The sequence below is a fragment of the Algoriphagus sanaruensis genome (assembly GCF_001593605.1).
GTDB lineage: Bacteria > Bacteroidota > Bacteroidia > Cytophagales > Cyclobacteriaceae > Algoriphagus > Algoriphagus sanaruensis.
Genome location: NZ_CP012836.1, coordinates 810,928 through 833,779, shown reverse-complemented (window position 1 = coordinate 833,779; position 22,852 = coordinate 810,928). Strand labels below are relative to the sequence as shown.

At 42.9% G+C, this 22,852-nt stretch carries 23 protein-coding genes; 12 read left to right on the top strand and 11 right to left on the bottom strand.

Annotated elements, in window-relative coordinates; genetic code table 11:
* Window positions 1-713: 713 nt before the first annotated feature.
* From AO498_RS03680 to AO498_RS03660, 5 genes are all read left to right on the top strand, one after another.
* Entirely contained in the window at window positions 714-1,457 is a 744-nt protein-coding gene (locus AO498_RS03680) for a sensor histidine kinase (protein WP_067543900.1), read from the top strand.
* 48 nt (window positions 1,458-1,505) lie between these two features.
* Window positions 1,506-2,132 (top strand): response regulator, encoded by a 627-nt coding sequence (locus tag AO498_RS03675; protein ID WP_067543898.1) that lies wholly within the window; start codon window positions 1,506-1,508, stop codon window positions 2,130-2,132.
* A 9-nt stretch (window positions 2,133-2,141) separates the two neighbouring features.
* Window positions 2,142-3,188, top strand: a complete 1,047-nt coding sequence (locus tag AO498_RS03670) for an oxidoreductase (protein ID WP_067543896.1) — start codon at window positions 2,142-2,144, stop codon at window positions 3,186-3,188.
* Window positions 3,189-3,242: 54 nt separating this feature from the next.
* The gene (locus AO498_RS03665; protein ID WP_067543878.1) at window positions 3,243-3,680 is read left to right on the top strand and encodes an outer membrane insertion C- signal; all 438 of its coding nucleotides are present in this window, start codon (window positions 3,243-3,245) and stop codon (window positions 3,678-3,680) included.
* A 134-nt stretch (window positions 3,681-3,814) separates the two neighbouring features.
* On the top strand, window positions 3,815-5,281 hold the full coding sequence (locus tag AO498_RS03660; RefSeq protein WP_067543875.1) for a glycine--tRNA ligase: 1,467 nt from the start codon (window positions 3,815-3,817) through the stop codon (window positions 5,279-5,281).
* Between the two features lie 116 nt (window positions 5,282-5,397).
* Here AO498_RS03660 and AO498_RS03655 read toward each other — a convergent pair whose 3' ends face one another.
* A complete protein-coding gene (locus tag AO498_RS03655) occupies window positions 5,398-5,886 on the bottom strand; it encodes a DUF6702 family protein (protein ID WP_067543872.1) in 489 nt (162 codons plus the stop codon).
* A gap of 85 nt (window positions 5,887-5,971) precedes the next feature.
* Here AO498_RS03655 and AO498_RS03650 point away from each other — a divergent pair, with 85 nt between their 5' ends.
* The 3 genes from AO498_RS03650 (at window position 5,972) to AO498_RS03640 (ending at window position 10,076) form a co-directional block, all read left to right on the top strand.
* Window positions 5,972-6,550 carry a HupE/UreJ family protein gene (locus tag AO498_RS03650; RefSeq protein ID WP_067543871.1) on the top strand — a complete coding sequence of 193 codons (579 nt, stop codon included), beginning with the start codon at window positions 5,972-5,974 and terminating at the stop codon, window positions 6,548-6,550.
* Window positions 6,551-6,632: 82 nt separating this feature from the next.
* A complete protein-coding gene (locus tag AO498_RS03645) occupies window positions 6,633-8,963 on the top strand; it encodes a M1 family metallopeptidase (RefSeq protein WP_102135882.1) in 2,331 nt (776 codons plus the stop codon).
* A gap of 336 nt (window positions 8,964-9,299) precedes the next feature.
* Window positions 9,300-10,076: an NIPSNAP family protein gene (locus tag AO498_RS03640; RefSeq protein ID WP_067543865.1), complete on the top strand. Its 777-nt coding sequence runs from the start codon at window positions 9,300-9,302 to the stop codon at window positions 10,074-10,076.
* 27 nt (window positions 10,077-10,103) lie between these two features.
* Here the strand turns inward: AO498_RS03640 and AO498_RS03635 are convergent, their stop codons facing one another.
* The 6 genes from AO498_RS03635 to AO498_RS03615 form a co-directional block, all read right to left on the bottom strand.
* Window positions 10,104-11,234 carry an amidohydrolase gene (locus tag AO498_RS03635; protein WP_067543863.1) on the bottom strand — a complete coding sequence of 377 codons (1,131 nt, stop codon included), beginning with the start codon at window positions 11,232-11,234 and terminating at the stop codon, window positions 10,104-10,106.
* Between the two features lie 54 nt (window positions 11,235-11,288).
* Window positions 11,289-12,395, bottom strand: a complete 1,107-nt coding sequence (locus AO498_RS03630; RefSeq protein ID WP_067543861.1) for a Fic family protein — start codon at window positions 12,393-12,395, stop codon at window positions 11,289-11,291.
* Between the two features lie 136 nt (window positions 12,396-12,531).
* Window positions 12,532-12,681, bottom strand: coding sequence for a hypothetical protein (locus AO498_RS17230; protein WP_192842569.1), 150 nt, complete (start codon window positions 12,679-12,681; stop codon window positions 12,532-12,534).
* Window positions 12,682-12,710: 29 nt separating this feature from the next.
* Window positions 12,711-13,226 carry a 5-(carboxyamino)imidazole ribonucleotide mutase gene (purE, locus tag AO498_RS03625; protein ID WP_067543859.1) on the bottom strand — a complete coding sequence of 172 codons (516 nt, stop codon included), beginning with the start codon at window positions 13,224-13,226 and terminating at the stop codon, window positions 12,711-12,713.
* Window positions 13,223-14,368 carry a 5-(carboxyamino)imidazole ribonucleotide synthase gene (locus tag AO498_RS03620; protein ID WP_067543857.1) on the bottom strand — a complete coding sequence of 382 codons (1,146 nt, stop codon included), beginning with the start codon at window positions 14,366-14,368 and terminating at the stop codon, window positions 13,223-13,225. The genes purE and AO498_RS03620 overlap by 4 nt, the downstream gene beginning before the upstream one ends.
* Window positions 14,369-14,416: 48 nt before the next feature.
* A complete protein-coding gene (locus tag AO498_RS03615) occupies window positions 14,417-16,189 on the bottom strand; it encodes a MutS-related protein (protein WP_067543855.1) in 1,773 nt (590 codons plus the stop codon).
* Window positions 16,190-16,272: 83 nt separating this feature from the next.
* Here AO498_RS03615 and AO498_RS17225 point away from each other — a divergent pair, with 83 nt between their 5' ends.
* Genes AO498_RS17225 through AO498_RS03605 form a run of 3 tightly spaced genes read left to right on the top strand, consistent with a single transcriptional unit; the run spans window position 16,273 to window position 18,038 of the window.
* Entirely contained in the window at window positions 16,273-16,443 is a 171-nt protein-coding gene (locus tag AO498_RS17225; protein WP_192842568.1) for a hypothetical protein, read from the top strand.
* Between the two features lie 29 nt (window positions 16,444-16,472).
* Window positions 16,473-17,300, top strand: a complete 828-nt coding sequence (locus tag AO498_RS03610; protein WP_067543853.1) for a hypothetical protein — start codon at window positions 16,473-16,475, stop codon at window positions 17,298-17,300.
* 57 nt (window positions 17,301-17,357) lie between these two features.
* A complete protein-coding gene (locus AO498_RS03605) occupies window positions 17,358-18,038 on the top strand; it encodes a nitroreductase family protein (protein ID WP_067543851.1) in 681 nt (226 codons plus the stop codon).
* A gap of 25 nt (window positions 18,039-18,063) precedes the next feature.
* Here the strand turns inward: AO498_RS03605 and AO498_RS03600 are convergent, their stop codons facing one another.
* From AO498_RS03600 to AO498_RS03590, 3 genes are read right to left on the bottom strand one after another with little or no spacing between them, the layout of a single operon-like run.
* Window positions 18,064-18,891 carry a mechanosensitive ion channel family protein gene (locus AO498_RS03600; RefSeq protein WP_067543849.1) on the bottom strand — a complete coding sequence of 276 codons (828 nt, stop codon included), beginning with the start codon at window positions 18,889-18,891 and terminating at the stop codon, window positions 18,064-18,066.
* A 22-nt stretch (window positions 18,892-18,913) separates the two neighbouring features.
* Window positions 18,914-19,621, bottom strand: a complete 708-nt coding sequence (locus AO498_RS03595) for a methyltransferase domain-containing protein (RefSeq protein WP_067543847.1) — start codon at window positions 19,619-19,621, stop codon at window positions 18,914-18,916.
* Window positions 19,618-20,697: a type III polyketide synthase gene (locus AO498_RS03590; RefSeq protein WP_067543845.1), complete on the bottom strand. Its 1,080-nt coding sequence runs from the start codon at window positions 20,695-20,697 to the stop codon at window positions 19,618-19,620. The genes AO498_RS03595 and AO498_RS03590 overlap by 4 nt, the downstream gene beginning before the upstream one ends.
* A 93-nt stretch (window positions 20,698-20,790) precedes the next feature.
* Here AO498_RS03590 and AO498_RS03585 point away from each other — a divergent pair, with 93 nt between their 5' ends.
* Window positions 20,791-21,687 (top strand): UbiA family prenyltransferase, encoded by an 897-nt coding sequence (locus AO498_RS03585; protein ID WP_067543843.1) that lies wholly within the window; start codon window positions 20,791-20,793, stop codon window positions 21,685-21,687.
* Here the strand turns inward: AO498_RS03585 and AO498_RS03580 are convergent, their stop codons facing one another.
* Window positions 21,688-22,806, bottom strand: a complete 1,119-nt coding sequence (locus AO498_RS03580) for an NAD(P)/FAD-dependent oxidoreductase (protein WP_067543841.1) — start codon at window positions 22,804-22,806, stop codon at window positions 21,688-21,690.
* Between the last annotated feature and the right edge of the window lie 46 nt (window positions 22,807-22,852).

The window sequence follows — 22,852 nt, the reverse complement described above, 5'->3', positions numbered from 1 at the left end:
AAACTTTACGAGACACCTTATGTCCTTTTAGTCAACATCTTAGGAATCTTGACTTTGGTTCTTTTTATAGTCCTACCTAATAAAAAGAAAACAAAGTCAAGATTTCTTTTACCATTTTTATTTATTGAATTAGTTACCTTCTATGAAAATTTTTCAATCTATTTACTTTATGATAAACCCTTAAACCAGTTTTTCCACGAATTAATTACTGACACGCCTTTTCAAGGATGGAACCTCTGGGCCTATAATTTATTTAATTACCAAATTTCCAAAGTTCTTCTTTTGATCTACCTCAGGCACCAAATTCAGACCCCAAATCGAAAAAAATTGGTGCTGATTTTCATTGGAGGATTCGTACTGACCTGCGCCATATTAATGGTTTTAAAACTGGAGCCCTTATATGGTTTTCAGACCACGATCTACTTTCTTGGAAATACGCTCTTAATTTTGACAAGTGGCCTATACTTCTTGGATCTTATTTCAAATCCAAAATTTCTCACTATTAACCCTCTTCGGAATTGGGATTTTTGGTCCATAACCCTGATTCTCTTTCAAAGTGCGGTCGTTTTCTTAGCCGATATTGCTTACCCCTATTTGGCTATGAACAATGAATCTTTATACATCTTATTTAGCCAGGTTAGTCAAGTTCTATATGTCCTTTTGATAGCCGTGATGGCAAGCTCATTGAGCTCAGGAATAAAACGATTTTCACCATGAGTCCTGAAAATAGTCAAATCACTTTCATTTTGTTTTCGGGCGCCTTTTTGGCTGCTTTAATGGGAACCTTTATCATCGCAATGGTTATCCTACATCGACAAAGGCAAGCTGAAAACCGCAGAAGGCTTGAACTCATCCAGGCGGAATACGAAAGAACTCTCCTCAATATCGAGAACGAAATCCAGCAGGAGACCCTTTCCAATGTAGGACGGGAGCTTCATGACAATATTGGTCAGCTGCTTTCTCTGGCCAAACTCAATTTGAATTCCTCTCGAGCAGAAAAAAACCAAGAAGGGAAAGAACTGATCAACCAAATCATCCAAGAAGTGCGAGGCCTATCCAAATCTCTGAATTTAGACTGGTTGGAATCCCTTTCTCTGGATGATTTTATCCGTCAACAGCTACAGCGAATCCAAACGACGGGATTTTGTCAAACCTCCTTTGAATCCGATCAATCCTTAGCCATTCTGGAAAAAGATCAAAAATTGGTCTTGGTTCGAGTGATTCAGGAATGCCTGAACAATGCGATCAAACACGCTTCTCCATCATCCATTCGCGTTTGGGTTTCCAATTTTTCCTTGCACATTGAAGATGATGGGGCCGGATTTGATACCAGTTTACCATCTAAAGGAAGTGGCATGACCAACTTAAAAAAACGAATGGAAACCATCGGAGGAACATTTTCTTTGACATCTAGCCCCGGAAATGGCACAACTATCAAATTAACCTTGGCAAATTAAGCGCGGTAGATTAACTTCTCCCTTCTTAAACTCCGATCCCACTTATCCATGATTCGAATTGCGCTTGCAGATGACCATAAACTATTTGCGAAAGGTCTAGAAGGCTTGATCGAAGAACATAGTGGCTTTTTGGTTCAGGGCGTTTTTCCTAACGGAAAAGAACTTTTGGAATACCTTACGGAAGAAGAAGTAGACCTGGTATTGACTGATCTAAATATGCCAATCATTGATGGATTCGGTGTATTAAAACATTGCAAAAAACATTTCCCTGCGATCAAAGTCATTGTACTTTCCATGTACGATGAGGAAAAAATCTTCAAAGAAGTGATGCAATTGGGAGCAGATGCATTTATTCTAAAAGATGCCGATCCGGACGAACTGATTTTTACCATCACGGAGGTGTATGAGGGACGATATGTGAAAAATTTTCAACGTGTCATCCAGCAAGCCAATCAAGGCCCTTTCTTCGATGCTTTTCGAGATAAATACCGACTTTCTCGTCGAGAAACTCAAATTCTGAAAATGATTGCCGATGGAATGCTCAATCGTGATATTGCAGATGAGCTTAACCTCAGCATCCAAACTGTGGAAACACACCGGAAAAATATCAATCAAAAACTTCAAGTCAACTCACTCATGGACCTGATCAACAAGGTCAATGAAATGAATATTTAACCCTCCCCTATGAGTCAGCAAATACGAACGGCACTTATCGGCTATGGATCTGTGGCCGAAAAGATGCACGCGCCTTTGATCGAAGTTTGTCCAGATTTAGAATTGGTAGCTGTTGTCGAGCGAAACGGGACCCGTTGCCAAGAAAAATACCCAAATGTTCGAACCTTTCGAAGTTTGGATGAGCTACTCGAGGCAGATGCTGCAGATTTAATCTGCATCACCACCCCTAATGAGTATCATTTCCCGATGGCCAAGCAGTGCATATTGGCAGGTAAACATGTCGTGGTTGATAAACCAATCACCGTTCACTCTTGGGAAGCCGAGGAGCTAGATCGTTTGGCAACAGAAAAAGGGGTCATTCTGAGTGTTTTTCACAATAGACGCTTTGATGGGGATTTTCGTACTCTTCAGAAAATCGTGGCGGAAAACACACTTGGAAGGCTGGTTTATGTGGAATCCCATTTTGATCGATTCAGACCCCAGGTTTCAGAAAACTGGCGGGAAAAAGATGTCCCCGGCAATGGAATCACCTATGATTTGGGAGTCCATTTGATTGACCAGATTGTGTTGCTTTTCGGCAAACCCGAAAGCATTTTCGCAGATATCCAAAAGCAGCGGACAAACGCAGTTTCCGATGATTATTTCGACATTTCGCTCTTTTATCCAGGCTTTAAAGCAAGAGTAACCGCCGGAGTTTTAGTCAATGTGGCCTCACCCAAATTTTTGCTTTTGGGAGAAAAAGGAAGCTTCCAGAAGTTTTACCTAGATGTACAAGAACAAGCCTTTAAAGACGGAAAAAAGCCCGAAGGAGAAAATTGGGGGGTGGATTTCGAGGAGCGTTGGGGAAAACTTTACCTAGAAACTGAAACTCGACCCCTGCCGACCGAAAAAGGAGATTATCGAATTTTTTACCAAAATGTCGCTAATGCCATCTACCAAAAAGAACCTTTGAAAGTTACTGCCGCACAAACCATTACCATATTAAAAATCATAGAAGCAGCATTTTTATCAGCTCAAGAAGGTAGAAAAATCAATCAGCAGGAAGGTACTTGGTAATCAAAATTGGCTTGGACTTTGTCTTCATAGACTTCCAACCAACAATTATTTACCATGAAAAAACTACTTGTATTCCTTTTTCTTCTTGCAGGAGCGACGTCTATATCTAAAGCTCAAGTCAGCGTTGGGATGAATTTTCAAAACACGAGAAACTTCATCACAGTAGGAACAGACCCGGATAAGGACTTCTTCTTTGATGGTCGCTTGGGATTGGGCGAGGAACTGGGATTAGAGCTAGTCGGAGGCTACAACTTCGTCCAAAAAAGTGAGGTAAACGCCTATTTCGGATTAGGATTAGGACTTTTTGATCACTACCATCCCAGGAGAGACCGCTATTACGACGACACTTATTTTGCCATTCCATTTGGAGTGCTGATCAAGCCCTTCTCATCGAAAAAATTTGGATTCTTGATTGAGGCTGCTCCGATTTTTTACAACGATTATGGAAGCTACCTCAGAGGAGGAATCGGGTTTAAGTACACCTTTAGGTAATTCAATAAATTTTCCAAAAGGCCACATTTTCTTTGATTTTGTGGCCTTTTATCTTTCGTTTTGATAGGAAAACCTAACTTTCCTTTTGATCCGTTCACGCTTCAAATCAAATTGTTTCCTTAATTTTGCGCCCTATGGCAAAGACAGAAACTCCCGGCGAAAACGCCCAATTGAAAGATATTATTTCCCATGCCAAAGAGTATGGATTTGTGTACCCTAGTTCTGAGATCTATGACGGCTTGCAAGCTGTGTACGATTACGGGGCTTATGGAGTAGAATTAAAAAACAACCTCAAGCGCTTGTGGTGGGAAACCATGACCCGCGTATCCGACAATATCGTCGGGATCGATGCAGCGATTTTTATGCATCCGACCACTTGGAAAGCTTCCGGTCACGTGGATTCTTTCAACGATCCTATGATCGACAACAAGGACAGCAAAAAGCGCTACCGCGCCGATGTGCTAGTGGAAGAACATGCTGCCAAGTTGGAAAATGAAGGTCAGGTGGAAAAAGCCAATTCCCTGACTGCTGCTTTGGCTAGACTTCTCGAAGCCGAAGATCTGGCCGGAGTACGCGACCTGATCACCAACGAAGGCATCAAATGCCCAATCTCCGGTACTTCCAACTGGACTGATGTGCGTCAGTTTAACCTGATGTTTTCCACGCAAGTGGGTTCAGTAGCCGAAGATGCCTCCACAATCTACCTCCGTCCGGAAACTGCTCAGGGGATTTTTGTGAACTTCCTCAATGTGCAGAAGACGGCTCGAATGAAAGTTCCTTTCGGAATCGCTCAGATCGGAAAAGCCTTCAGAAACGAGATCGTAGCCCGTCAGTTCATCTTCCGTATGCGCGAATTCGAGCAAATGGAGATGCAATTTTTCGTGCGTCCTGGCACTGAGCTCGACTGGTATCAAAAGTGGGCCGATACGCGGATGAGATGGCATTTGGCTTTGGGTACGCCTGCGGCAAAGCTCCGCAAGCACGACCACGAAAAGTTGGCACATTACGCCAATGCAGCTATGGACATCGAGTTTGAGTTTCCGTTTGGATTCAAAGAAGTGGAAGGTATCCACTCAAGAACCGACTTTGACTTGAAATCTCATCAGGAATACTCCAAGAAAAAGCAGCAGTACTTCGATCCGGAGATCAATCAGAACTATATCCCGTACGTGATCGAGACTTCAATTGGTGCAGACCGATTGTTCTTGTTGACACTTTGCAACGCTTATACAGAGGAGAAAACAGAAGAGAAAAGCAGAACCTATTTGAAGTTCCATCCAGCAGTAGCCCCGGTTAAGGCTGCCATTCTACCTATCGTGAAAAAGGATGGCCTTCCGGAGAAAGCTCAGGAAATCGTGGATGCCTTGAAGTACGACTTCAACATCATCTATGAAGATTCCGGTTCAATCGGCAAGCGCTATACCCGTCAGGACTTGATCGGAACTCCGTTCTGTATTGCGGTAGATCATCAGACCTTGGAAGACAATACCGTCACCATCCGTCACCGAGACACCACCGAACAGGAGCGAGTTGCTATTTCTGAACTACATGGACGAATCGCTGAGGCGACGAGCTTCAGAAGAATATTCGAGAAGATTTGATTTCGGATTTTTGATTTCGGAATTCGGATTTAAAAAGCCGTCAGAATGAATTTTTCTGGCGGTTTTTTGCTTGATTGAAATGTTTCAATCTTCCAATCTTTCAATTTTCAAATTCCTCAAAACTCCACCTTCCCCTTTTCTTCTCCTTTTCCCAAAAGCATACTTCGGGGCGATTTTGACTGAAAATAGACATGGACAATATTTTGCTGCCCGTCAAAGTCTTCAAGCAGAATCGTATTTTTCATTTCCACCGTTTTGGGAGTTTCGGCTTGGGAAGATTCCAGATAAAACCAAGCGGCATCCTCCTCCACCTCATGGCCCAAATAGTTTAGCGTGAGTAATTTGCCATTAACCCAGACTTGGTTATGCTTGAGGAGATAGGTTTTAATTTGGCTTTCGAGTTTGGCTTTGTCGGTTGGATTGAGAAAATCCACTTTGCCTTTAAATTCTTTAGCCAATCCAACTTCCAAGTCATCCCAAAAAATCTTCTGCGCGATTTCCATTTTCTTACTTTGAGAGTTATACCGCATCTCTGTCAGTGAGATGAAAAAAGGATGGATAAGGGTCATCCAAAATCCGACTATTAAAATGTAAACCTGTTGCATTTAGCGAAGGGAGTTTGACTTTTTATGAGAATAAACCTGTATAATTGCCCGCAATTTAACTCTTTCAGAAGCTTAACACCCAAATATGTCTTCATTTGAACTTTACTTCAAACTCGGACTGGAGCATATCCTCGATATCCAGGGCTTTGACCATATTTTATTTGTGTTGGCCTTGTGTGCGGTTTACGTGGCTCGGGATTGGAAAAAGATCTTAATTCTGGTCACTGCCTTTACAATTGGACATTCGCTGACCCTTGCATTAGCTACCTTTAATGTAATTCAAGTTCGATCGGATCTGATCGAATTTCTCATTCCAGTTACCATTGCTATTACCGCATTGGTAAATCTCTTTAAGCCCAAACCATCCACAGGAAAAGGCATTCAGCTCAACTACATTTTTGCTGTTTTCTTTGGTTTGATCCACGGGCTGGGATTTTCAAATTACCTGAAAGAATTGTTGGGAAAAGAGGCTAGCATATGGCAGCCGCTCCTGGCATTTAACCTTGGTTTAGAAGCCGGACAGATTGTGATCGTAACAGCATTTCTGATTCTGACTTCGCTCTTAGGTTTAGCAGGAGTCAACAGAAAAGACTGGACGCTGATCGTATCCGCTTTTGTCCTTGGCGTAGCCTGTATGCTGATGCTTGAAACCAAATTTTGGTAAAAAATTACCATCCAGAACAGAATTCTTTTCTGTTTGGACACCAAGTTGTTACTTAGAAAATTGAATTAGGCCAAATATGAACATGAGGAAAAAACTACTCGCGATTGCCGCTTTGGGATTGGCGGGAATCTCTCCCCTGCTTGCTCAGCATACCGAGCAAAACCACGCCGTACGATTTGAGCAACTCGGCACCATGCTTCGTACACCCAATGTGTACCGAACAGCATCTGGCGCTCCAGGCCACATGTACTGGCAGCAGCAAGCTAACTATGTGATCAGTGTTGAGCTAAATGACGACAACCAGTCGATCAAAGGCTCTGAAGCGGTCACTTACATCAATAATTCCCCGGATCAGTTGACCTACCTTTGGTTGCAGTTGGATCAAAACAACCGATCCAAAGACTCTGATACACCCAAGGTAACTGAATCCAGCATCGGCCCAAGAATGTCCATGAGAGCTCTTGAGGGAATCCTTTGGCATTCTGACGATCATGACATCAAAATCCACTCGATCAAGGACGCATCTGGAAATCCGCTTCACATCGCAATCAACAAAACCATGATGCGAGTGGACCTTCCCCAACCGTTGAAGGCAGGAGAGACATTCACTTTTTCGGTGGATTGGAGCTTTAACATCACCGATCGAATGGGCTTTATTGGAGGCCGTCCAGGCTATGAATTTTTCCCAAAAGATGGCAATTACCTCTACACGATGTCTGAGTGGTTTCCAAGAATGGCCGTTTACTCAGACTTCGAAGGATGGCAAAACAAGCAATTCCTAGGATCTGGGGAGTTTGCCTTGACATTTGGAAACTACGAAGTACGCATCACCGTGCCTGCTGACCACATGGTCGGTGCGACTGGTGTACTTCAAAATCCTGAAGAAGTCCTTTCTGCTACCGAGTTAGAGCGATGGAATAAGGCCAAGCAGACCTTTGATAAACCAGTCGTAATTCGAACCCAAGCTGAGGCTGAAGCCTTGGAAAAAAAGAAAGGATCTGGCAAAAAGACTTGGGTATTCAAAGCTGAAAATGTCCGAGACTTTGCCTGGACTTCATCAAGAAAATTCATCTGGGATGCAATGGCGGTGAAATTGGCTGGAAAAGATGTGATGGCGATGTCTTACTACGGAAAAGAAGGAAATCCACTTTGGGAACAATATTCCACTCGAGTGGTAGCGCATACGTTGAAGTCTTACTCAGCGCATTCCTTTGATTATCCCTACCCTGTAGCCATCTCTGTGGAGGCAAGTAACGGAATGGAATATCCGATGATCTGCTTCAACTATGGACGTCCAGACGCGGATGGTACTTACTCTGATGCGATTAAGTATGGGATGATTTCCGTGATTATCCATGAAGTGGGTCACAACTTCTTCCCGATGATCGTCAACTCTGACGAGCGTCAGTGGACTTGGATGGATGAGGGCTTGAATACGTTCATGCAGTTTATGGCTGAGCAAGAATGGGACAGAAACTATCCTTCCCGTCGTGGTCCAGCACATAAAATTGTGCCTTACATGAGAAGTGAAAAGCACTTGCTTGAGCCAATCATGACCAATTCTGAAAACATCATCCAATTTGGGCCGAATGCTTATGCCAAACCTGCCACTGCCTTGAATATCCTTCGGGAGACGGTAATGGGCAGAGAGTTGTTTGACTTCGCTTTCAAAGAGTACTCGAGAAGATGGATGTTTAAGCACCCAACCCCAGATGATTTCTTTAGAACCTTGGAAGATGCATCGGCAGTAGATTTGGATTGGTTCTGGAGAGGTTGGTTCTATGGAACTGAACCGGTTGATATTTCCATTGAAAATGTAAGCTGGTACAAGCTTGACAACCGAACTCCTGCTCAGAAAAAGGCGGATGCAAAACAAGCTTTCGATTTAGAAGAATCCTATGTTTCCAAGGAATTCAATAAAACGGATGTAAAACAAACCGTGGTAGAAGCAGATCCAGCGACTCGAGATTTCTATAACAGCTATAATCCTTTTACAGTAACACCAGAAGATGAGGATGCCTACAAGAAGTTTATGGCTAGCTTGACAGAGAAAGAAAAAGCCTTGCTCAACAGCAACATGAACTTCTATGAAATGACTTTTAAAAACGTTGGGGGCTTGGTGATGCCATTGATCATTGAATTCCACTACACAGACGGCACTTCTGAAATCGAGCGAATTCCAGCAGAAATCTGGAGAAAAAATGAATCTCAGGTGACCAAAGTTTTTGCGAAGCAAAAAGAAGTAGTTCGATTTGTACTCGATCCTAAGCGGGAAACTGCCGACATCGATGAAACCAGCAACTATTGGCCGAGACAATACCAGCCAACGCGTTTTGAATTATTCAAAGGTGCCGGCGGTGTGAGAGGAGCATCTATGGGCGACAACCCGATGAAAAAGGCGCAGAAGAAATAAAAAGTTGGATGTCAGATGTCCGGTGACCGATGTTTCAGTTTCTGATTTTTTGGAAATAAGACATTCGAAAATCCATCTTTCATTTAAGAAAAATAAGCCCCGAGGGAAATTCCTTCTGGGCTTTTTGGTGGATTTAGACCTGTCAGGTTTTAAAAACCTGAAAGGTCTGCTACCTTTTACTTCCCTTAGTGAGCCTAAGTCAAGCTTTTGCGGAGTAAAATGATTTTAAGAAAAATTACCTGATTGACCAAAGCATTCTGTGAGCGGGATAGTGACTTCTACTTTTTGACCTAAATTGAAAATCAATTCAACACCTCAACCCAAAAACCTAATTCCATGAATATCAAAAAGCTACTTTCAATCGTACTGCTTTCTTTCCTTTCTGTCAGTCTATTCGCCCAAAACGGAAAAAGGGACTTCTATGAATTGAGAATTTACCACATTGAAAACGCCAGTCAGGAAAGCCAAATCGACGGCTACTTAGAAAAGGCACTTTTGCCAGCTTTTCACCGGAATGGCATTGCCAAAGTTGGAGTTTTTAAACCTATTGCTTCCCAAGCTGACGCAGGCAAAAAAGTATATCTATTTATTCCTTATTCTTCCATGAAAGCCTATTCTGAAATGGAAGGAAAATTAGCCAAAGATCAAGTCTATCAACAAGCTGGCGCCGCATACATCAATGCGGCTTTTGAGAATCCTCCCTACCAAAGAATTGAAACTGCCTTTTTACAGGCCTTTACCGGACATCCGAGATATAGCGAACCAAACCTAACAGGTCCTAAAAAAGATCGTGTTTATGAATTGAGAAGCTATGAATCCCCAACAGAAAAACTTTACAAACAAAAAGTGAAGATGTTTAACGAAGGGGAAATGGACATTTTTACCAAGCTCAACTTCAATCCGGTATTTTATGGGGAAGTCATTGCAGGTGCCTCAATGCCTAATTTGATGTATATGACCACATTCGAAACCATCGAATCTCGAGAGGCTCATTGGAAAGCGTTTGGTTCTGATGAAGATTGGAATCGAATGAAGGTAATGCCAGAGTACCAAAACATCATGAACAAAAACGATCAGCGACTTCTATATCCGACGGATTACTCAGATTTTTAAGGAGAAAGTCTCTCCAGAAAAGACCTGTCAGGTTTTGGAAACCTGACAGGTCTCTTTTACGATTTCCCAAAAAATAGTTACTCCCGTTTCGATCAATTCATCCGGAAAATCATAGGTAGGTTGGTGCAATTGCGCGCATTTTTCACCTGCACCTAACCCAAACAAATAGGAAGGAGCAATTTGGCTAAATAGTCCAAAGTCCTCGGACCATCGAAATGGCTCAGCCTTTTCAACTACCACCAAGTTCAAATTTGCAAAGGCCTTCATCGCAAATGGAGTAGCAGCTATGTCATTTTTAGAAACAGCAAAACTTTCCTGAAATCGAACCTTCAAATCAAGTTGATCATCAAGTGCCAAGGAATTGGCTTTTGTGGTTACTTCTTGAATCAAGCGATTCAAGTTTTCCTGATCAAAAGCCCGCAAGGTAAGGCTCAAGCTTCCCTTTCCTGCACTCGTACCAAAAGCCAAACCTCCCAAATCTACTTGAATCACCGTTGCCAAGCAGAACCCAGGAATAGTTCGACAAATTTCGGGAATTGCCAAAATCAATTTTGAGATGGCTACTGATGGATTTTTTCCATCCTCAGGATGAGCAGCATGGGATGTTTTTCCAGTAAAAATGAGCGTCATCCCGGTACTTCCCGCGGCAAATGTCCCTTCTCGTGTGATGGCTTGGTGAAGGGGAAAGCCGGGAAGGTTATGAAGGGCAAATGCAAAATCAGGTCGTATTTGCTCAAATCTAGAATCCGAAAGGACAGCTTTGGCTCCTTCGCCAGTCTCTTCTGCCGGCTGGAAAAGTAGAACGACTTCCCCGGATTCAGGTCGGTTTTGGGAAAGCTTTTCACCCAAACCACACAAAATCGCCATATGACCATCGTGTCCACAGAGATGGCCCTTACCGGGAATCTGACTTTGGTGATTGCTTGGGTTCAAGTCCTCAATTGGTAATCCATCGAGTTCGCAGCGGAACAGGATTCTTTGACCGGGTTTTTTCCCTTCGAAAACAAATGCCAGTCCGGTTCCTCCCAGATTTTCGAAGATCTGATCAGGGGAAAGAGGTCGGAAAAATTCCAAAATACGCTGAGCAGTTTGAGTTTCCTCGAGCGCGGTTTCTGGAAATTGGTGGAGCGTGCGTCGGAGCTGGACCAGATGATTCATGGAATTTTTATCTCCTCCAAGGGCTAAAGTCCCTTGGAGGGTTTTGTTTTTGGATTATAAATTTATCTGATACCGCACACTTCGCCCTCCTCCCTCCGGCACAAAAATCCCCAAATCCCGCAAATGCTGTAAGTCTCGAGTGGCAGTAGCTTTGGAAGAACCTGTCAAAGACATGTATTTTTTAGCATTCATCCCTCCCTGAAATCCATCGGGACCTTCCTCTAGCATTCGGGTAAGTGTCTTTAGTTCGCGCTCATTTAACTGGTTTCGGAAAGAGTCAAAAAGAAGGGACTTCTTTAGAGAAAACTCAATCAACTCTTCCACTTTTTCTTGAGCCTTCAAGACTACATCGGCAAAATAAAGCAGCCATTCGTCCACCTGAAGCGTACGTTGCGCTTGCTTGAGTTGCTCATAATAGCGATTGCGATCTGCTTCAATAACTTCAGACAAACTGATCAAAATCGGCTGATCCAGACCTTGATGCAAGGCTTTCTCAGCCAAAGCTCGCCCGATTCGTCCGTTCCCATCCTCAAAGGGATGAATGCTCTCAAAGTACAGATGCACCAATGCTGAACGTAAAATAGGGTTAAGAATTTGGGTGACTCCCCCCGGCGCAGTCGCATTAAACCAAGTGATAAAGCGATCCATTTCGCTAGAAACTTGGCTAGATGGTGGTGCTTCAAAATGAATCACTTCTTTTCCCATCGCACCAGAAACGACCTGCATCGGTTCCATGCCACTTCGCCATTTGCCGGCTTGGATGTAGCGATTGCCTTCCATCAGCATCTCATGCCATGAAAAAAGGTAGGAATCCGTGAGTAGATCTTTCCAAGATTGGCGAACTGCAACCATCAGTTTGGCAATGCCTTTGGCACGTTGATCTTTGACCAATCGAGGCTGCTCCTCGTGAATGCCGAGATTCTTCTTGATCGAAGACATCACATCGACTCGGCTAAGGAATTCTCCCTCGATCTCGGAAGTCTTGATTGCTTCAGACAACAGAATATCCACAAGAAGTTGGTCTTTCTTCTCGGAAGAAACTCCAGCATACTGCCCGTTGGATTTACCAGACTTCAATAAAAATTTGAGCTGAATATCATCGATCAATCCTGGGGTAAACTGAAATTTCGGCCATCCTGTCTGTTGCCAATTGTAGCTCATGAGCCGATTAAGATTCTTATTCGGCTCAAATATATTGATTTTTTGAGCCGAATAGACTTATTATTCGGCTCAAAATTATAAAAAATAAGAGCCGATTAGGGTTGCTAATCGGCTCAAGTTAGAATTTTCGAATTTATTACAGCTTTCCTGCTCCAAACTGGAATCCCAGCCAGGCACCTCCTAACATTAACACAATCGTCAAAAATACCAATAGAAGTAGCGTAGAAAGGGGCATTTCCCAATCTTCACCACCGAATTTGAATTTGATAGGTTTATTCCAGTTCATGGGGTGGAGTATGGGTTATTGAATATTGATCATTTCTTCAACACCGCTTTCCAGCCCTTTTCCTCTAGTTGAGCAGCAGATTCTTCTACTTTTTCACGAAGGCCAGTCTTGAAAGCATCCATCTTTTTCCCGATCTCAGCATCGTAAGCCCCCACGATAGAAGCGGCTAAGATCCCTGCGTTTTTCCCTCCATTGAGTGCTACTGTGGCTACCGGAATCCCACTTGGCATTTGGAGAATAGATAAAATACTGTCCCAACCATCGATCGAGTTGGAGCTTTTCACTGGGACTCCGATGACTGGTAAGCTGGTCAAGGAAGCGACCATCCCAGGCAAATGAGCAGCACCACCGGCACCTGCCACGATCACTTTTACTCCACGCTCGCGGGCCGAACCTGCATAGTCGATCATTCGCTGAGGAGTTCGGTGAGCAGATACCACAGTGAGCTCGTATGCAATTCCCAATTCTTCCAAAAATTGAGCGGCTTCTGCCATGATTGGGAGGTCAGATTGACTTCCCATGATGATTCCTACCTGTGGGTTCATGCGTTTGATTTTATTTTGATCAGTTCTTTAATACGGTGTGCTCGGGCTTTAAGGCTTTCCACATTTTCATCCAAAATGGTCACGTGGCCCATTTTGCGGAAAGGCTTGGTTAGTTTTTTTCCATACAAATGAATGTATACTCCCTTTTCTGCCATGGCTTCTTCTTTTCCCTCAACGATCGCAGGGCCAGAAAATCCGTCTTCGCCAAGCAGGTTAATCATCGCGGCCGGACATCTCAGGTCGGGATTGCCTAGGGGCCAGTTCATCACGGAGCGCAGATGCTGCTCAAATTGAGAAGTAAAGTTGGCTTCGATGGTATGGTGGCCGCTATTGTGCGGACGAGGTGCGATTTCATTGACCAGGACTTCGCCCGTTTTGGTAACGAACATTTCCACCGCCAAGATTCCAACCATATCTAGTTTTAAAATCACTTCCTTGGCAATTTCCTGGGCCTTGGCTTCTACTTCAGCAGAAATTTCAGCTGGCGCAAAAAGAAATTCAACCAGATTGGCAGTAGGATGAAAAGCACATTCAACGGCAGGGTAGGCGATTAGGTCTCCGTTTTCATTACGGGCAACGGTGACAGCGATTTCCTTGTCAAAATCAATCAGTTTTTCAAGCAATCCGGGCGCATCAAAAGCCTGATCCAAATCGGCCTCTCTTCTCAAAATCTGAACCCCACGTCCATCATAGCCCTCTTTCCCCAACTTATTTACAGCAGGCAAAAAAGAAGCTTTTGAAATAACATCTGCCTTGTTCTCAGTAAGGATAAAATCCGCAGTAGGAATCCCATTCTGCGCATAAAACTGCTTTTGTTCACGCTTATCCTGAATTAATTTCAGAATATGAGGCTGTGGAAATACTTTTTTTCCCTCATCTGCAAGCTTGTGAAGCGCATCGGTATTTACTGCTTCAATTTCTACGGTAAGTACATCACAGCTTTTCCCAAACGAATAAACCGTGTCAAAATCCTTTAAGGAACCAACTTGGAAATGCTGCGCAATATCCTTGCAAGGAGCATTCGGGTCAGGATCGAGAATATGAATGTCTTGGTTGTAATTGATCGCTGACTGAATCAGCATGCGGCCGAGCTGTCCTCCGCCTAGGACACCAAGAATCTGAGAAGAAGTGTTCGTTGTCATGGCTTGATTGGTATGTAAAAGTACAAGATAAAGGCCGAAGGAAAAACCCTAGGCCTTGGGCTTAAACCTAATCCCCATCAATTCCATCAATTTATGAGCATTAAAACTCGGACAAGGTCCCTCTTTCAGGAAGTAATCAAAATGAATGAACTCATCACTGATTTGGGAGTGAAAAGAAAAATTATGGACAAGCCCCTCACTTTTCCCCAATTCAGATAGCTCAATATCATGCGTACTGATGATTCCAAATCCTGGTGTTTGAAGAATCTGCTGAATCAATGCCTTGGATCCAGAAATACGATCCTCGGTATTGGTTCCTTTGAGGATCTCATCTAACAGGAAAAATATAGTCTCACCAGATTCAACTCGATCAATTAATCGACGAATTCGACTCAGTTCGGCATAAAATGAGCTTACGCTTTCACCGAGATTGTCAGTATTTCGCATGCTTGTAAACAATTGAAAATCCCCAAAAGTGATCGATTCTGCATAAGGACTCAGTCCCAAATTGACCAAAACGCAGTTAATGCCTAGGGTGCGCATAAATGTCGTCTTTCCGCTCATATTGGCACCTGTGAGTAGGACGAGCCTTTTTTCAGCATTAAAACTCAAGGAATTCGCAATCGCTTTTTGAGGGAGGAGTAAGGGATGAGAAACTTTGGTTCCACTGAGCATTTTCTCCTGATCTAGGATTACCTCTCCTTTGCCACCAAGCTCATATTCAAATCCGCCCAATGAAATCCAAACCTCCCAGTGATCGAGATGATGGGGAAGCTGACCTAGCGAATCCCCAACTTTTGATTTCCACTTAACCAATCTGAAGTAAATCAAAAAGTCTAACCAAAAAATCAGATTCAAAGGAATGTAGAGCAAATTGATTCGATTTTGAACCCAAAGCCCAAGTCGATCGAGATCATTTAATAACTCTGAGCTTTTTTGAGATTCCTTCCCGAGCTTTTCCTGCTCGGCTATTAATCTTTCTGATGAAAATTTCTCCTGCTCAATTAATTGCGCTCTTAACCTCCAGGATTTGAGATGAGAGGCCACTGGAATCGATTCAGCTGCATTTTTCAAGGGCTGGAATATCCTGGATAAAAACCCTGCCCCAAGCAATATCCATAATCCCAGCATCCACTGGGGAATCCATTCCGCATATAGACCAACTGAAATAAGAACTCCACCCAAAGGCCCTACAACAGCCAAAACTTGAAATAAGACGGACTTGGGTTCTATTTTTTTAAGCCATGCCTCCCACTTGATCCGATCCAAAGCAGAAAGGGGAAAGGATCTCGACACTGCTTCCATGGCCTCCAAAAATGAAGGCCGGCCTGCTAGATCTTTGACTGCAAGTTGTCTTTCAGCAATTGTTCTAAAATCAAACGGAGCTTTCATGGCAGATGCCAAAAGACTCTTCCCCTCCGCAGTTCCGGTATGATTGAGCAATTGGAAGAAGGAATGCAAACCAAAAAGATCTAAATCTCCTGAAAAAGGGTGCTCCTTTTCCATAAACTCCATGCCGGTATCCAATCCCGTCAGCTGCCGATCAATTCGATTTTTTCGCTCTCGAAGGATTTGATCCAACTTATTGTAGATCGCCTCTTGATCTTTTAAAAAAGTATATCGCTGGATGAGTCGAACGAATAAAATCCCAATTGCTGCTGCTAGAATCAACCAAAAAGGATGCTCAGAAACCCCTAAAATTGCTACAGCACCCAAGGTGAAAAATACCAAGATTCGAATCAATGAAACTTGAATACTCTGCCTTCGTATTTTGAGTAGCTTTTGGTCTAATCCTTGAGAATTAAAATCGAATGATTGCATGATCAAAGATAGAAATTCATGAAAATTTTAAACTTTTTCATCGAGTTCCTATCAAATTGCCAAAACTCAATCAACTTTGTCCTATGAAAAAAAAGTCCTCAACTCGACCTAAATTGGAAACCCCCGAATTGGAAGATTGGGACCTTTCACAGGATTTTGGAATTCTTCCTAAAGACATTGCATTGACCCAAAACATTGGCTGTGTCAGTGATCGAACCAAATCAAAACCTTCTGAACCATCTAAGAATAAATAAATTTTATCCTCTCATTTTTATTTCAAACTATGAAAACGATTCAATCATACCTTGCCTCAGTAGCGCTAGCAACGCTCGTACTTTTGAACTTTGCCTGTTCTGACGATCCTAACCCTATTGCCGGGGAGCCAGATTTAAGCCTTGTAGAAGATGAATTTGTGATTAACTCTTCGTTTGAAGACTTAGACTTTTTGTTACTCGATGTCATCCAGACAAGCGGGTTGGGACTTCGAACTACCCAAACAACAGAACTATGTGAAGGATCAAGTATCGATCACGATACTGCTACCAAAACGATCATTGTAGATTTTGGAGCGGGTTGTACCTCATCCAACGGCGTCACCCGAAAAGGAAAAATCATTCTGAACTACACCGGAACCAATTTCCTTTTCCCAGGTGCTTCTGTGACCACCACATTCCAAGGATATGAAGTGAACGGAATCAAAATTGAAGGAACCCGCTCACTAACGAATGCCGGCATTGACTTGATCAACTCTAAAGTGTCACTTAAAGTGAAAATCACGGATGGAAAAATCACCTGGCCAGATAACACCTTTGTCACGTACACGACAGACCAAACCCGACTGGTAAGCTTGGCTTCCTCTGGCTATGAAGCCTCGGTGACGGGTACCGCTTCTGGCACTAGTCGAGATAACAAAAGCTATACAGCAACCATTATTGATGCTTTGATTGTCAAAGAAGATTGTGTGAATACTGGAGTGTATGTGCCTAGTTCTGGGACTATGACGTATTCCTATGGGACTACTACTGTCGGTGTAGATTATGGAGGTGGGACCTGCGATAAAGTAATCAAGATTACTTACCCTGGAGGGAGCAAGGAGATTACCTTGGATTAATCAGGCATTTGAATTTACAGAAAAGGCTATCTTTCGAGATAGCCTTTTTTATGCCTTATGGAAAAGAAAAACATCGGGGGATTCTCACATATTCGCTACCGTTCTGAACAGTTGAACGAGCAGGAAATGGAAAAAGTCAGTCATGAGTTCTTTCAAAAAATGAACACACGAAGAACTGTAAGAGAATTTGATACCAAACCCATTCCCGAGCAAATTTTAGAAACAATTATAAAATCTGCCGGAACAGCACCCTCCGGAGCCCACAAGCAACCTTGGACATTTTGCTTGGTTTCTGATCCAATTTTGAAAAAACAGATTCGAGAAGGAGCGGAAGAAGAGGAAAAAATCAGCTATTCAGCACGAATGTCCGAAGAGTGGAAAAATGACCTCAAGCCACTGGCAACGGATTGGCAAAAACCATTTTTGGAAGATGCACCTTACTTGATCGTAGTTTTTAAACAAGTTTATGGGTGGGAACAAGGTCAAAAAGCCCAACACTATTATGTGAATGAATCAGTCGGAATAGCATGCGGAATGCTCATTACGGCCATTCATCTTGCAGGCCTGGCAACTGTCACGCATACGCCCAGCCCAATGAATTTTCTCGGAAAAATCTTGAATCGACCTGAAAATGAACGCCCTTACCTTCTTCTTCCGGTGGGTTATCCCAAAGAAGAAACCTACGTTCCGGATATTACCCGAAAATCCATTGACGAGATCCTTGTGCGCTATTCCTAAAAAAAGCGGCTTGAGCCGCTTTTGATTAATTTGGTTTTTGGTACAAAACACGTTGAGGAAATGGAATTTCGATATCTTTTTCACGAAAGGCCGAATTGATTTTTTCCATGGTTTCAAAATAAACCGACCATACATCCTCAGTATTTGTCCAGGCACGAACCACTAAATCCAAAGAGCTATCGCCGAAGTTATTTAACCAGACAACGGGTGTTGGATCCTCATGAACCCGAGGATCATTTTTTAGAATCTCAAAAATCGTCTCCCTTACTTCTTTCAGATCTGCATCATACGAAACTCCTACATTGATTTCCATCCTCCGGGTAGGCTGAGCAGTGATATTGACGACATCGGAATTAGCCAAATTGCCATTGGGAATAATGACTTCCTTATTGTCAAACGTAAGTAAATGGGTGTACAGAATATCTATCTTACTTACGGTACCCGTATGATTTTGTCCGGTGATTACATCTCCGACTTTAAATGGTTTGAACAGCAAAATCAATACACCTCCAGCAAAATTGGATAGCGAGCCTTGCAAGGCTAAACCGATTGCTAATCCTGCCGCACCCAAAATGGCAAAGAAGGAGGACATCGGAACTCCCAATATGGTGGCTACTCCGATGAATAAGGACACATACAGCAAAGCTTTGACTAAGCCGACCAAGAAACTATTTAGAGAAGGATTTGCCTCCCTCTTTTCCAGAAGGATTTCAAATCCTTTGAGGAGTTTTTTGACAATAAAGCGTCCGACGAGATAAAAAAGTAACGCATAAATAAGAGTTGGGATGATTTTATAGGCTAATTGGATTCCTTGGTCTAAAAGTGTTTTGATTGTTTCTGGTGAAAGCTCCATAAATTAAAATTGATAGGTTAAACTAATAAAACTCAATACTAACCTGCCACCTGAAGGCCCAAAACCAACGAATGTGGTATTGATGAATTCCCGCTAAGTTCAAGATTCGCTCCCAATCGGTTCGGCTAAAACTTCGCAAAACCGAAAGACAAGCATCATGCTGAACCATGGGCGATTTGCTAAACCACTTCGTCAACCAACGAATGCTGTAATAAGCTAATGGATGACGATGAAGGTCATTGATCACCAAACCAATCCTTGCTTTTTTCCGAATAGCTTGCAAAAGGGTCACCAATTCCTGATCTGTAAAATGGTGTGTAAATAGCGTGCAAGTCACAAAATCCGTTTTTTCCGTTGAAAATTCGGGTTCAAAAACATTTTGAACTTTCCATTGCACTTCGGGCAGGTTTCTTTGTCTAACCTTTGCGAGCTCGATTATGTTCCTATTTGCGTCAATTCCTGTGAAATTTGCAGAAATTCCACGCCTTTGAGCCCAGTGATGCATGACTCGTACCATATCTCCTCCACCACATCCGATATCAACAATTTCATAGCTTTTCTGAGGATTTTTTGAAATCAAGTCATTTAGTCCTCGAGTAGTGACGTGATTTCCTCCAAGCCATCGATTGATCGTACGAAGTTCTTTGAGTGTCTGCTCAAGGATAGGACCCGAACATTCCAAGTCATCCATGATTTCCTTTTCTTCGCTTCGTTTCGAAAAGTCGGTCATCTCTTTTCCATTTGAAACGTTTCCAAAGTCAATCCCGGACCAAAGCCCATGGCCAAAATATCTCCCTGAATTTCCGGATCTCGGAGCATTCGATCCAAAACAAAAAGGATGCTTGCAGAAGACATATTCCCAAATTGGTTCAATACCTGAGAAGCATGAAAATTGCATTCCTTTGGCCAACCAAAAGCCTCTTGTACTTTTTGCAAGATTTGCTTACCTCCTGGATGAATGGCAAAATTTGAAATCTTTGAAAGCCCAAACTGAACCTCAAAAATCGACTTTAAACGTCTAATTCCCTGATCCAGAAGAGATGGAATGTATTGGCTCAGTCGCATTTCAAAACCAAAATCTCCAATACTCCAGGCCATGTCCTGCTCCCCTTCCCAAAGCACCTGACTAAGGGAATGCTTGAGTTTGAGCCCATGGTTGGATTTCATTACCAATGCCGCTGCAGCTCCGTCTCCAAAAAGCGAATTAGCCAAGACATTATCTTCCGTGTATTCCTTTTGAAAATGAAGCGTACACAATTCCACGGAAACCAGCAGAACTTTAGCTTCTGGCTCAGCTTTAAGGATTTTGTCCGCCAATCTTAAGCCTGTAAATGCGGCATAACATCCCATAAAATGGATACAAAACCGCTCAATGGTATCTGATAGCCCAAGCGATTTCATCAACTCCAACTCCACCCCGGGAGCTACCATTCCGGTGCAGGAAACTAAGACTAGATGGGTGATCTCTTTCGGAGAAATCACGACTTGATCCAAAGCTGATCTGACTGCTTGGGCAGCTAGTTCTGGTACTTTTTTTTGAAAGACTTCCATCCGAGCTTTGGTCCCAGGAAATGGCGAAAGCTCTTTATTCTTGGGGAAAAATGTAAAATCCTCAAAATCATTTTTCTCAAAATCCTCCAAAACACTGTGTCGTGTTTCTATCCCTGACATCCTGTAAAAAATCTGAAGGCGACGGCTTTCTCGTTCATCCAGCTGATGAGCCTTTTGCATAAACCGGGCGATTTCCGTTTGGGGGATTGGTTTTCCGGGGTTTGACAAGCCAATGCTCACAATACTGGTATCCATTGAATCAAGTTAGGGGAATATTTCTAATTTGGAATGTATTCTCAAACAACCTTCTCCTAGGAATAAGGTTATTTGAACTAAGCTATAATTCTTATGGTCACCCGCTCCAGTCTTCGTCACCTCCGTATTCCATTTTCTTTTTTCTTGATGCCGGTTTTCTTTTTTGCGTTGGCACTTACTCCCAATCTCAACGAGGGAAGACTAGTCCTGGTCTTTTTGGCATTGCATCTCTTCTTGTATCCAAGCAGCAATGGTTACAACAGCTATTTTGACCGCGATGAAGAAAGCATTGGCGGGTTAAAGAACCCTCCAAAAGTAACTCCGGATTTATACTGGATTTCCCAACTCTTTTTCGTGATTGCATTGATCTTAGGGGCTTCTATCAGCTGGGATTTTGCTGGATTGCTCGGGATCTATGGATTGGTCAGTATGGCTTACAGCCACCCGTCTATACGAATCAAAAAATACCCTTGGCTGAGTTGGGTAATCGCTGGTTTATTTCAAGGATATTTTACGTTCGCGATGACCTATATGGGATTGAGTGAGTTAGATTGGACCGTGATTTTCAAGCCTCATGTAGTTATTCCTGGGCTCCTAACCAGTTTGATGCTTTGGGGAAATTACCCTTTAACCCAAGTTTATCAACATCGAGAAGATGCCAGACGAGGTGATCAAACGCTCAGCCGAACCTTGGGAATCAAAGGTACTTTTGCCTTTTCATCCGTCTTTTTTGCATTAACAGGCGCTTGTTTCGTGTGGTATTTTTTCGATCGAGGTCAATCCTCTATGGTCTGGATTTACCTAAGCGCTATGGCACCTGTGATTCTTTTCTTTTTGGTTTGGTTCTTTTTCGTGCGGACCAATCCTGAAAAATACGCAAGTTATTCTTGGGCTATGGGAATGAATTCCCTCTCAGCCATATTCCTGAATGCCTTCTTTATTTATTATTTCATCGAAAACACCCAAATCCTGCAGGTTTTTGCCTATTGATCAGAAGGGCTTTCCATGCGTGTTTCGAATAATCAAATTCGATACAAATGGAACCCGTTGAATTAAATTTCTGGCAATTATAGAACCTTGGCCTGATCCAAATAATCGTTGTACTGTTCGGCCCACCTTTAATCGGAATCTGAACTGATCCATCCATTTGCGGATATAGATTTGTTCAATTTCCAATCGATTTTTTCCTTGTTGAATTGCCTCCACTGCGAGTTTGGCTCCGTGAATGGCCATGGCCATACCATTGCCACAAAGCGGAGTAATCAGCCCAGCAGCATCACCAATCATCAAAACATGATTTTCGACTGGTGCTTTTGGCTCAAAATTAATTTCATTGATCACCTCGGGCTTTTCGAAAAGAAAAGTGCTGTTTTCAAAAATGTGATTTAGGATGGGATTTTTCCGGAGGACATTTTTCTCCATCTCCTCAATGGATCCAAATTTCCGAAGCTGATCCCTACTCCCCAGGTAGCAAAGATTAAACTTCCCCTCTTCAACGGCATTGATCCCGCAATATCCTCCCTCAAAATTATGCAGTGCCACGGTATCTCTGGCAAAATCTGAATGCACATGGTACTTAACCCCGATATAAGGGCTACGCTCAAAAAAGAAAGGACGATTCAGTGTCCGGTCGATTTTGCTTCGCTTACCAAAAGCACCCAACACGATTTTAGCATGCAAGAAGGAATGATCGGAAAGTTGAACCTTAAACCGATCCGTCTCGGAATCAAATTCCAATTCCTCTACTTGAATTCCCGTTTTTAGTTCGACCCCTTCCTCTTGGGCTTTTTGGTAAAGCCAGTCATCCCATACGTATCGACTAATGCCAAAACCTCCCAAATCCAAGGCTGTAGAAACTGCAGATCCTCGGGTATCTGAAAATTGGAAGCGATGAATCTGAGGGAGGTCTAGATGATCAGGATAAAGCTTGTTTCGCTTTAAAAAGTCAAGGACCTCATTGGAGACATATTCCCCGCAAACACGGTGAAATGGGTAAGCCTTTTTTTCGATTAAAAGGGGTTGGTGTCCATTTCTGACCAAAAGTAGCGCTGACACCAATCCTGCTAGCCCTCCTCCGATAATGAGTACGTCTCGGTTTTGAGTATTCAAATGCCTTTAATTTTATGATGGAACCGCTTATCAAAAAATAAGTTTT

Coding starts and splice junctions, on each gene's coding strand:
- AO498_RS03645 (WP_102135882.1), top strand. CDS start 6,633: ATGAGGAAAAAACTACTCGCGATTGCCGCTTTGGGATTGGCGGGAATC.
- AO498_RS17225 (WP_192842568.1), top strand. CDS start 16,273: ATGAAAAAAAAGTCCTCAACTCGACCTAAATTGGAAACCCCCGAATTG.
- AO498_RS03610 (WP_067543853.1), top strand. CDS start 16,473: ATGAAAACGATTCAATCATACCTTGCCTCAGTAGCGCTAGCAACGCTC.
- AO498_RS03615 (WP_067543855.1), bottom strand. CDS start 16,189: ATGCAATCATTCGATTTTAATTCTCAAGGATTAGACCAAAAGCTACTC.
- AO498_RS03675 (WP_067543898.1), top strand. CDS start 1,506: ATGATTCGAATTGCGCTTGCAGATGACCATAAACTATTTGCGAAAGGT.
- AO498_RS03605 (WP_067543851.1), top strand. CDS start 17,358: ATGGAAAAGAAAAACATCGGGGGATTCTCACATATTCGCTACCGTTCT.
- AO498_RS03660 (WP_067543875.1), top strand. CDS start 3,815: ATGGCAAAGACAGAAACTCCCGGCGAAAACGCCCAATTGAAAGATATT.
- AO498_RS03635 (WP_067543863.1), bottom strand. CDS start 11,234: ATGAATCATCTGGTCCAGCTCCGACGCACGCTCCACCAATTTCCAGAA.
- AO498_RS03585 (WP_067543843.1), top strand. CDS start 20,791: ATGGTCACCCGCTCCAGTCTTCGTCACCTCCGTATTCCATTTTCTTTT.
- AO498_RS03595 (WP_067543847.1), bottom strand. CDS start 19,621: ATGACCGACTTTTCGAAACGAAGCGAAGAAAAGGAAATCATGGATGAC.
- AO498_RS03655 (WP_067543872.1), bottom strand. CDS start 5,886: ATGCAACAGGTTTACATTTTAATAGTCGGATTTTGGATGACCCTTATC.
- AO498_RS03620 (WP_067543857.1), bottom strand. CDS start 14,368: ATGACAACGAACACTTCTTCTCAGATTCTTGGTGTCCTAGGCGGAGGA.
- AO498_RS17230 (WP_192842569.1), bottom strand. CDS start 12,681: ATGAACTGGAATAAACCTATCAAATTCAAATTCGGTGGTGAAGATTGG.
- AO498_RS03630 (WP_067543861.1), bottom strand. CDS start 12,395: ATGAGCTACAATTGGCAACAGACAGGATGGCCGAAATTTCAGTTTACC.
- AO498_RS03650 (WP_067543871.1), top strand. CDS start 5,972: ATGTCTTCATTTGAACTTTACTTCAAACTCGGACTGGAGCATATCCTC.
- AO498_RS03665 (WP_067543878.1), top strand. CDS start 3,243: ATGAAAAAACTACTTGTATTCCTTTTTCTTCTTGCAGGAGCGACGTCT.
- AO498_RS03670 (WP_067543896.1), top strand. CDS start 2,142: ATGAGTCAGCAAATACGAACGGCACTTATCGGCTATGGATCTGTGGCC.
- AO498_RS03590 (WP_067543845.1), bottom strand. CDS start 20,697: ATGGATACCAGTATTGTGAGCATTGGCTTGTCAAACCCCGGAAAACCA.
- AO498_RS03600 (WP_067543849.1), bottom strand. CDS start 18,891: ATGGAGCTTTCACCAGAAACAATCAAAACACTTTTAGACCAAGGAATC.
- AO498_RS03680 (WP_067543900.1), top strand. CDS start 714: ATGAGTCCTGAAAATAGTCAAATCACTTTCATTTTGTTTTCGGGCGCC.
- AO498_RS03640 (WP_067543865.1), top strand. CDS start 9,300: ATGAATATCAAAAAGCTACTTTCAATCGTACTGCTTTCTTTCCTTTCT.
- purE (WP_067543859.1), bottom strand. CDS start 13,226: ATGAACCCACAGGTAGGAATCATCATGGGAAGTCAATCTGACCTCCCA.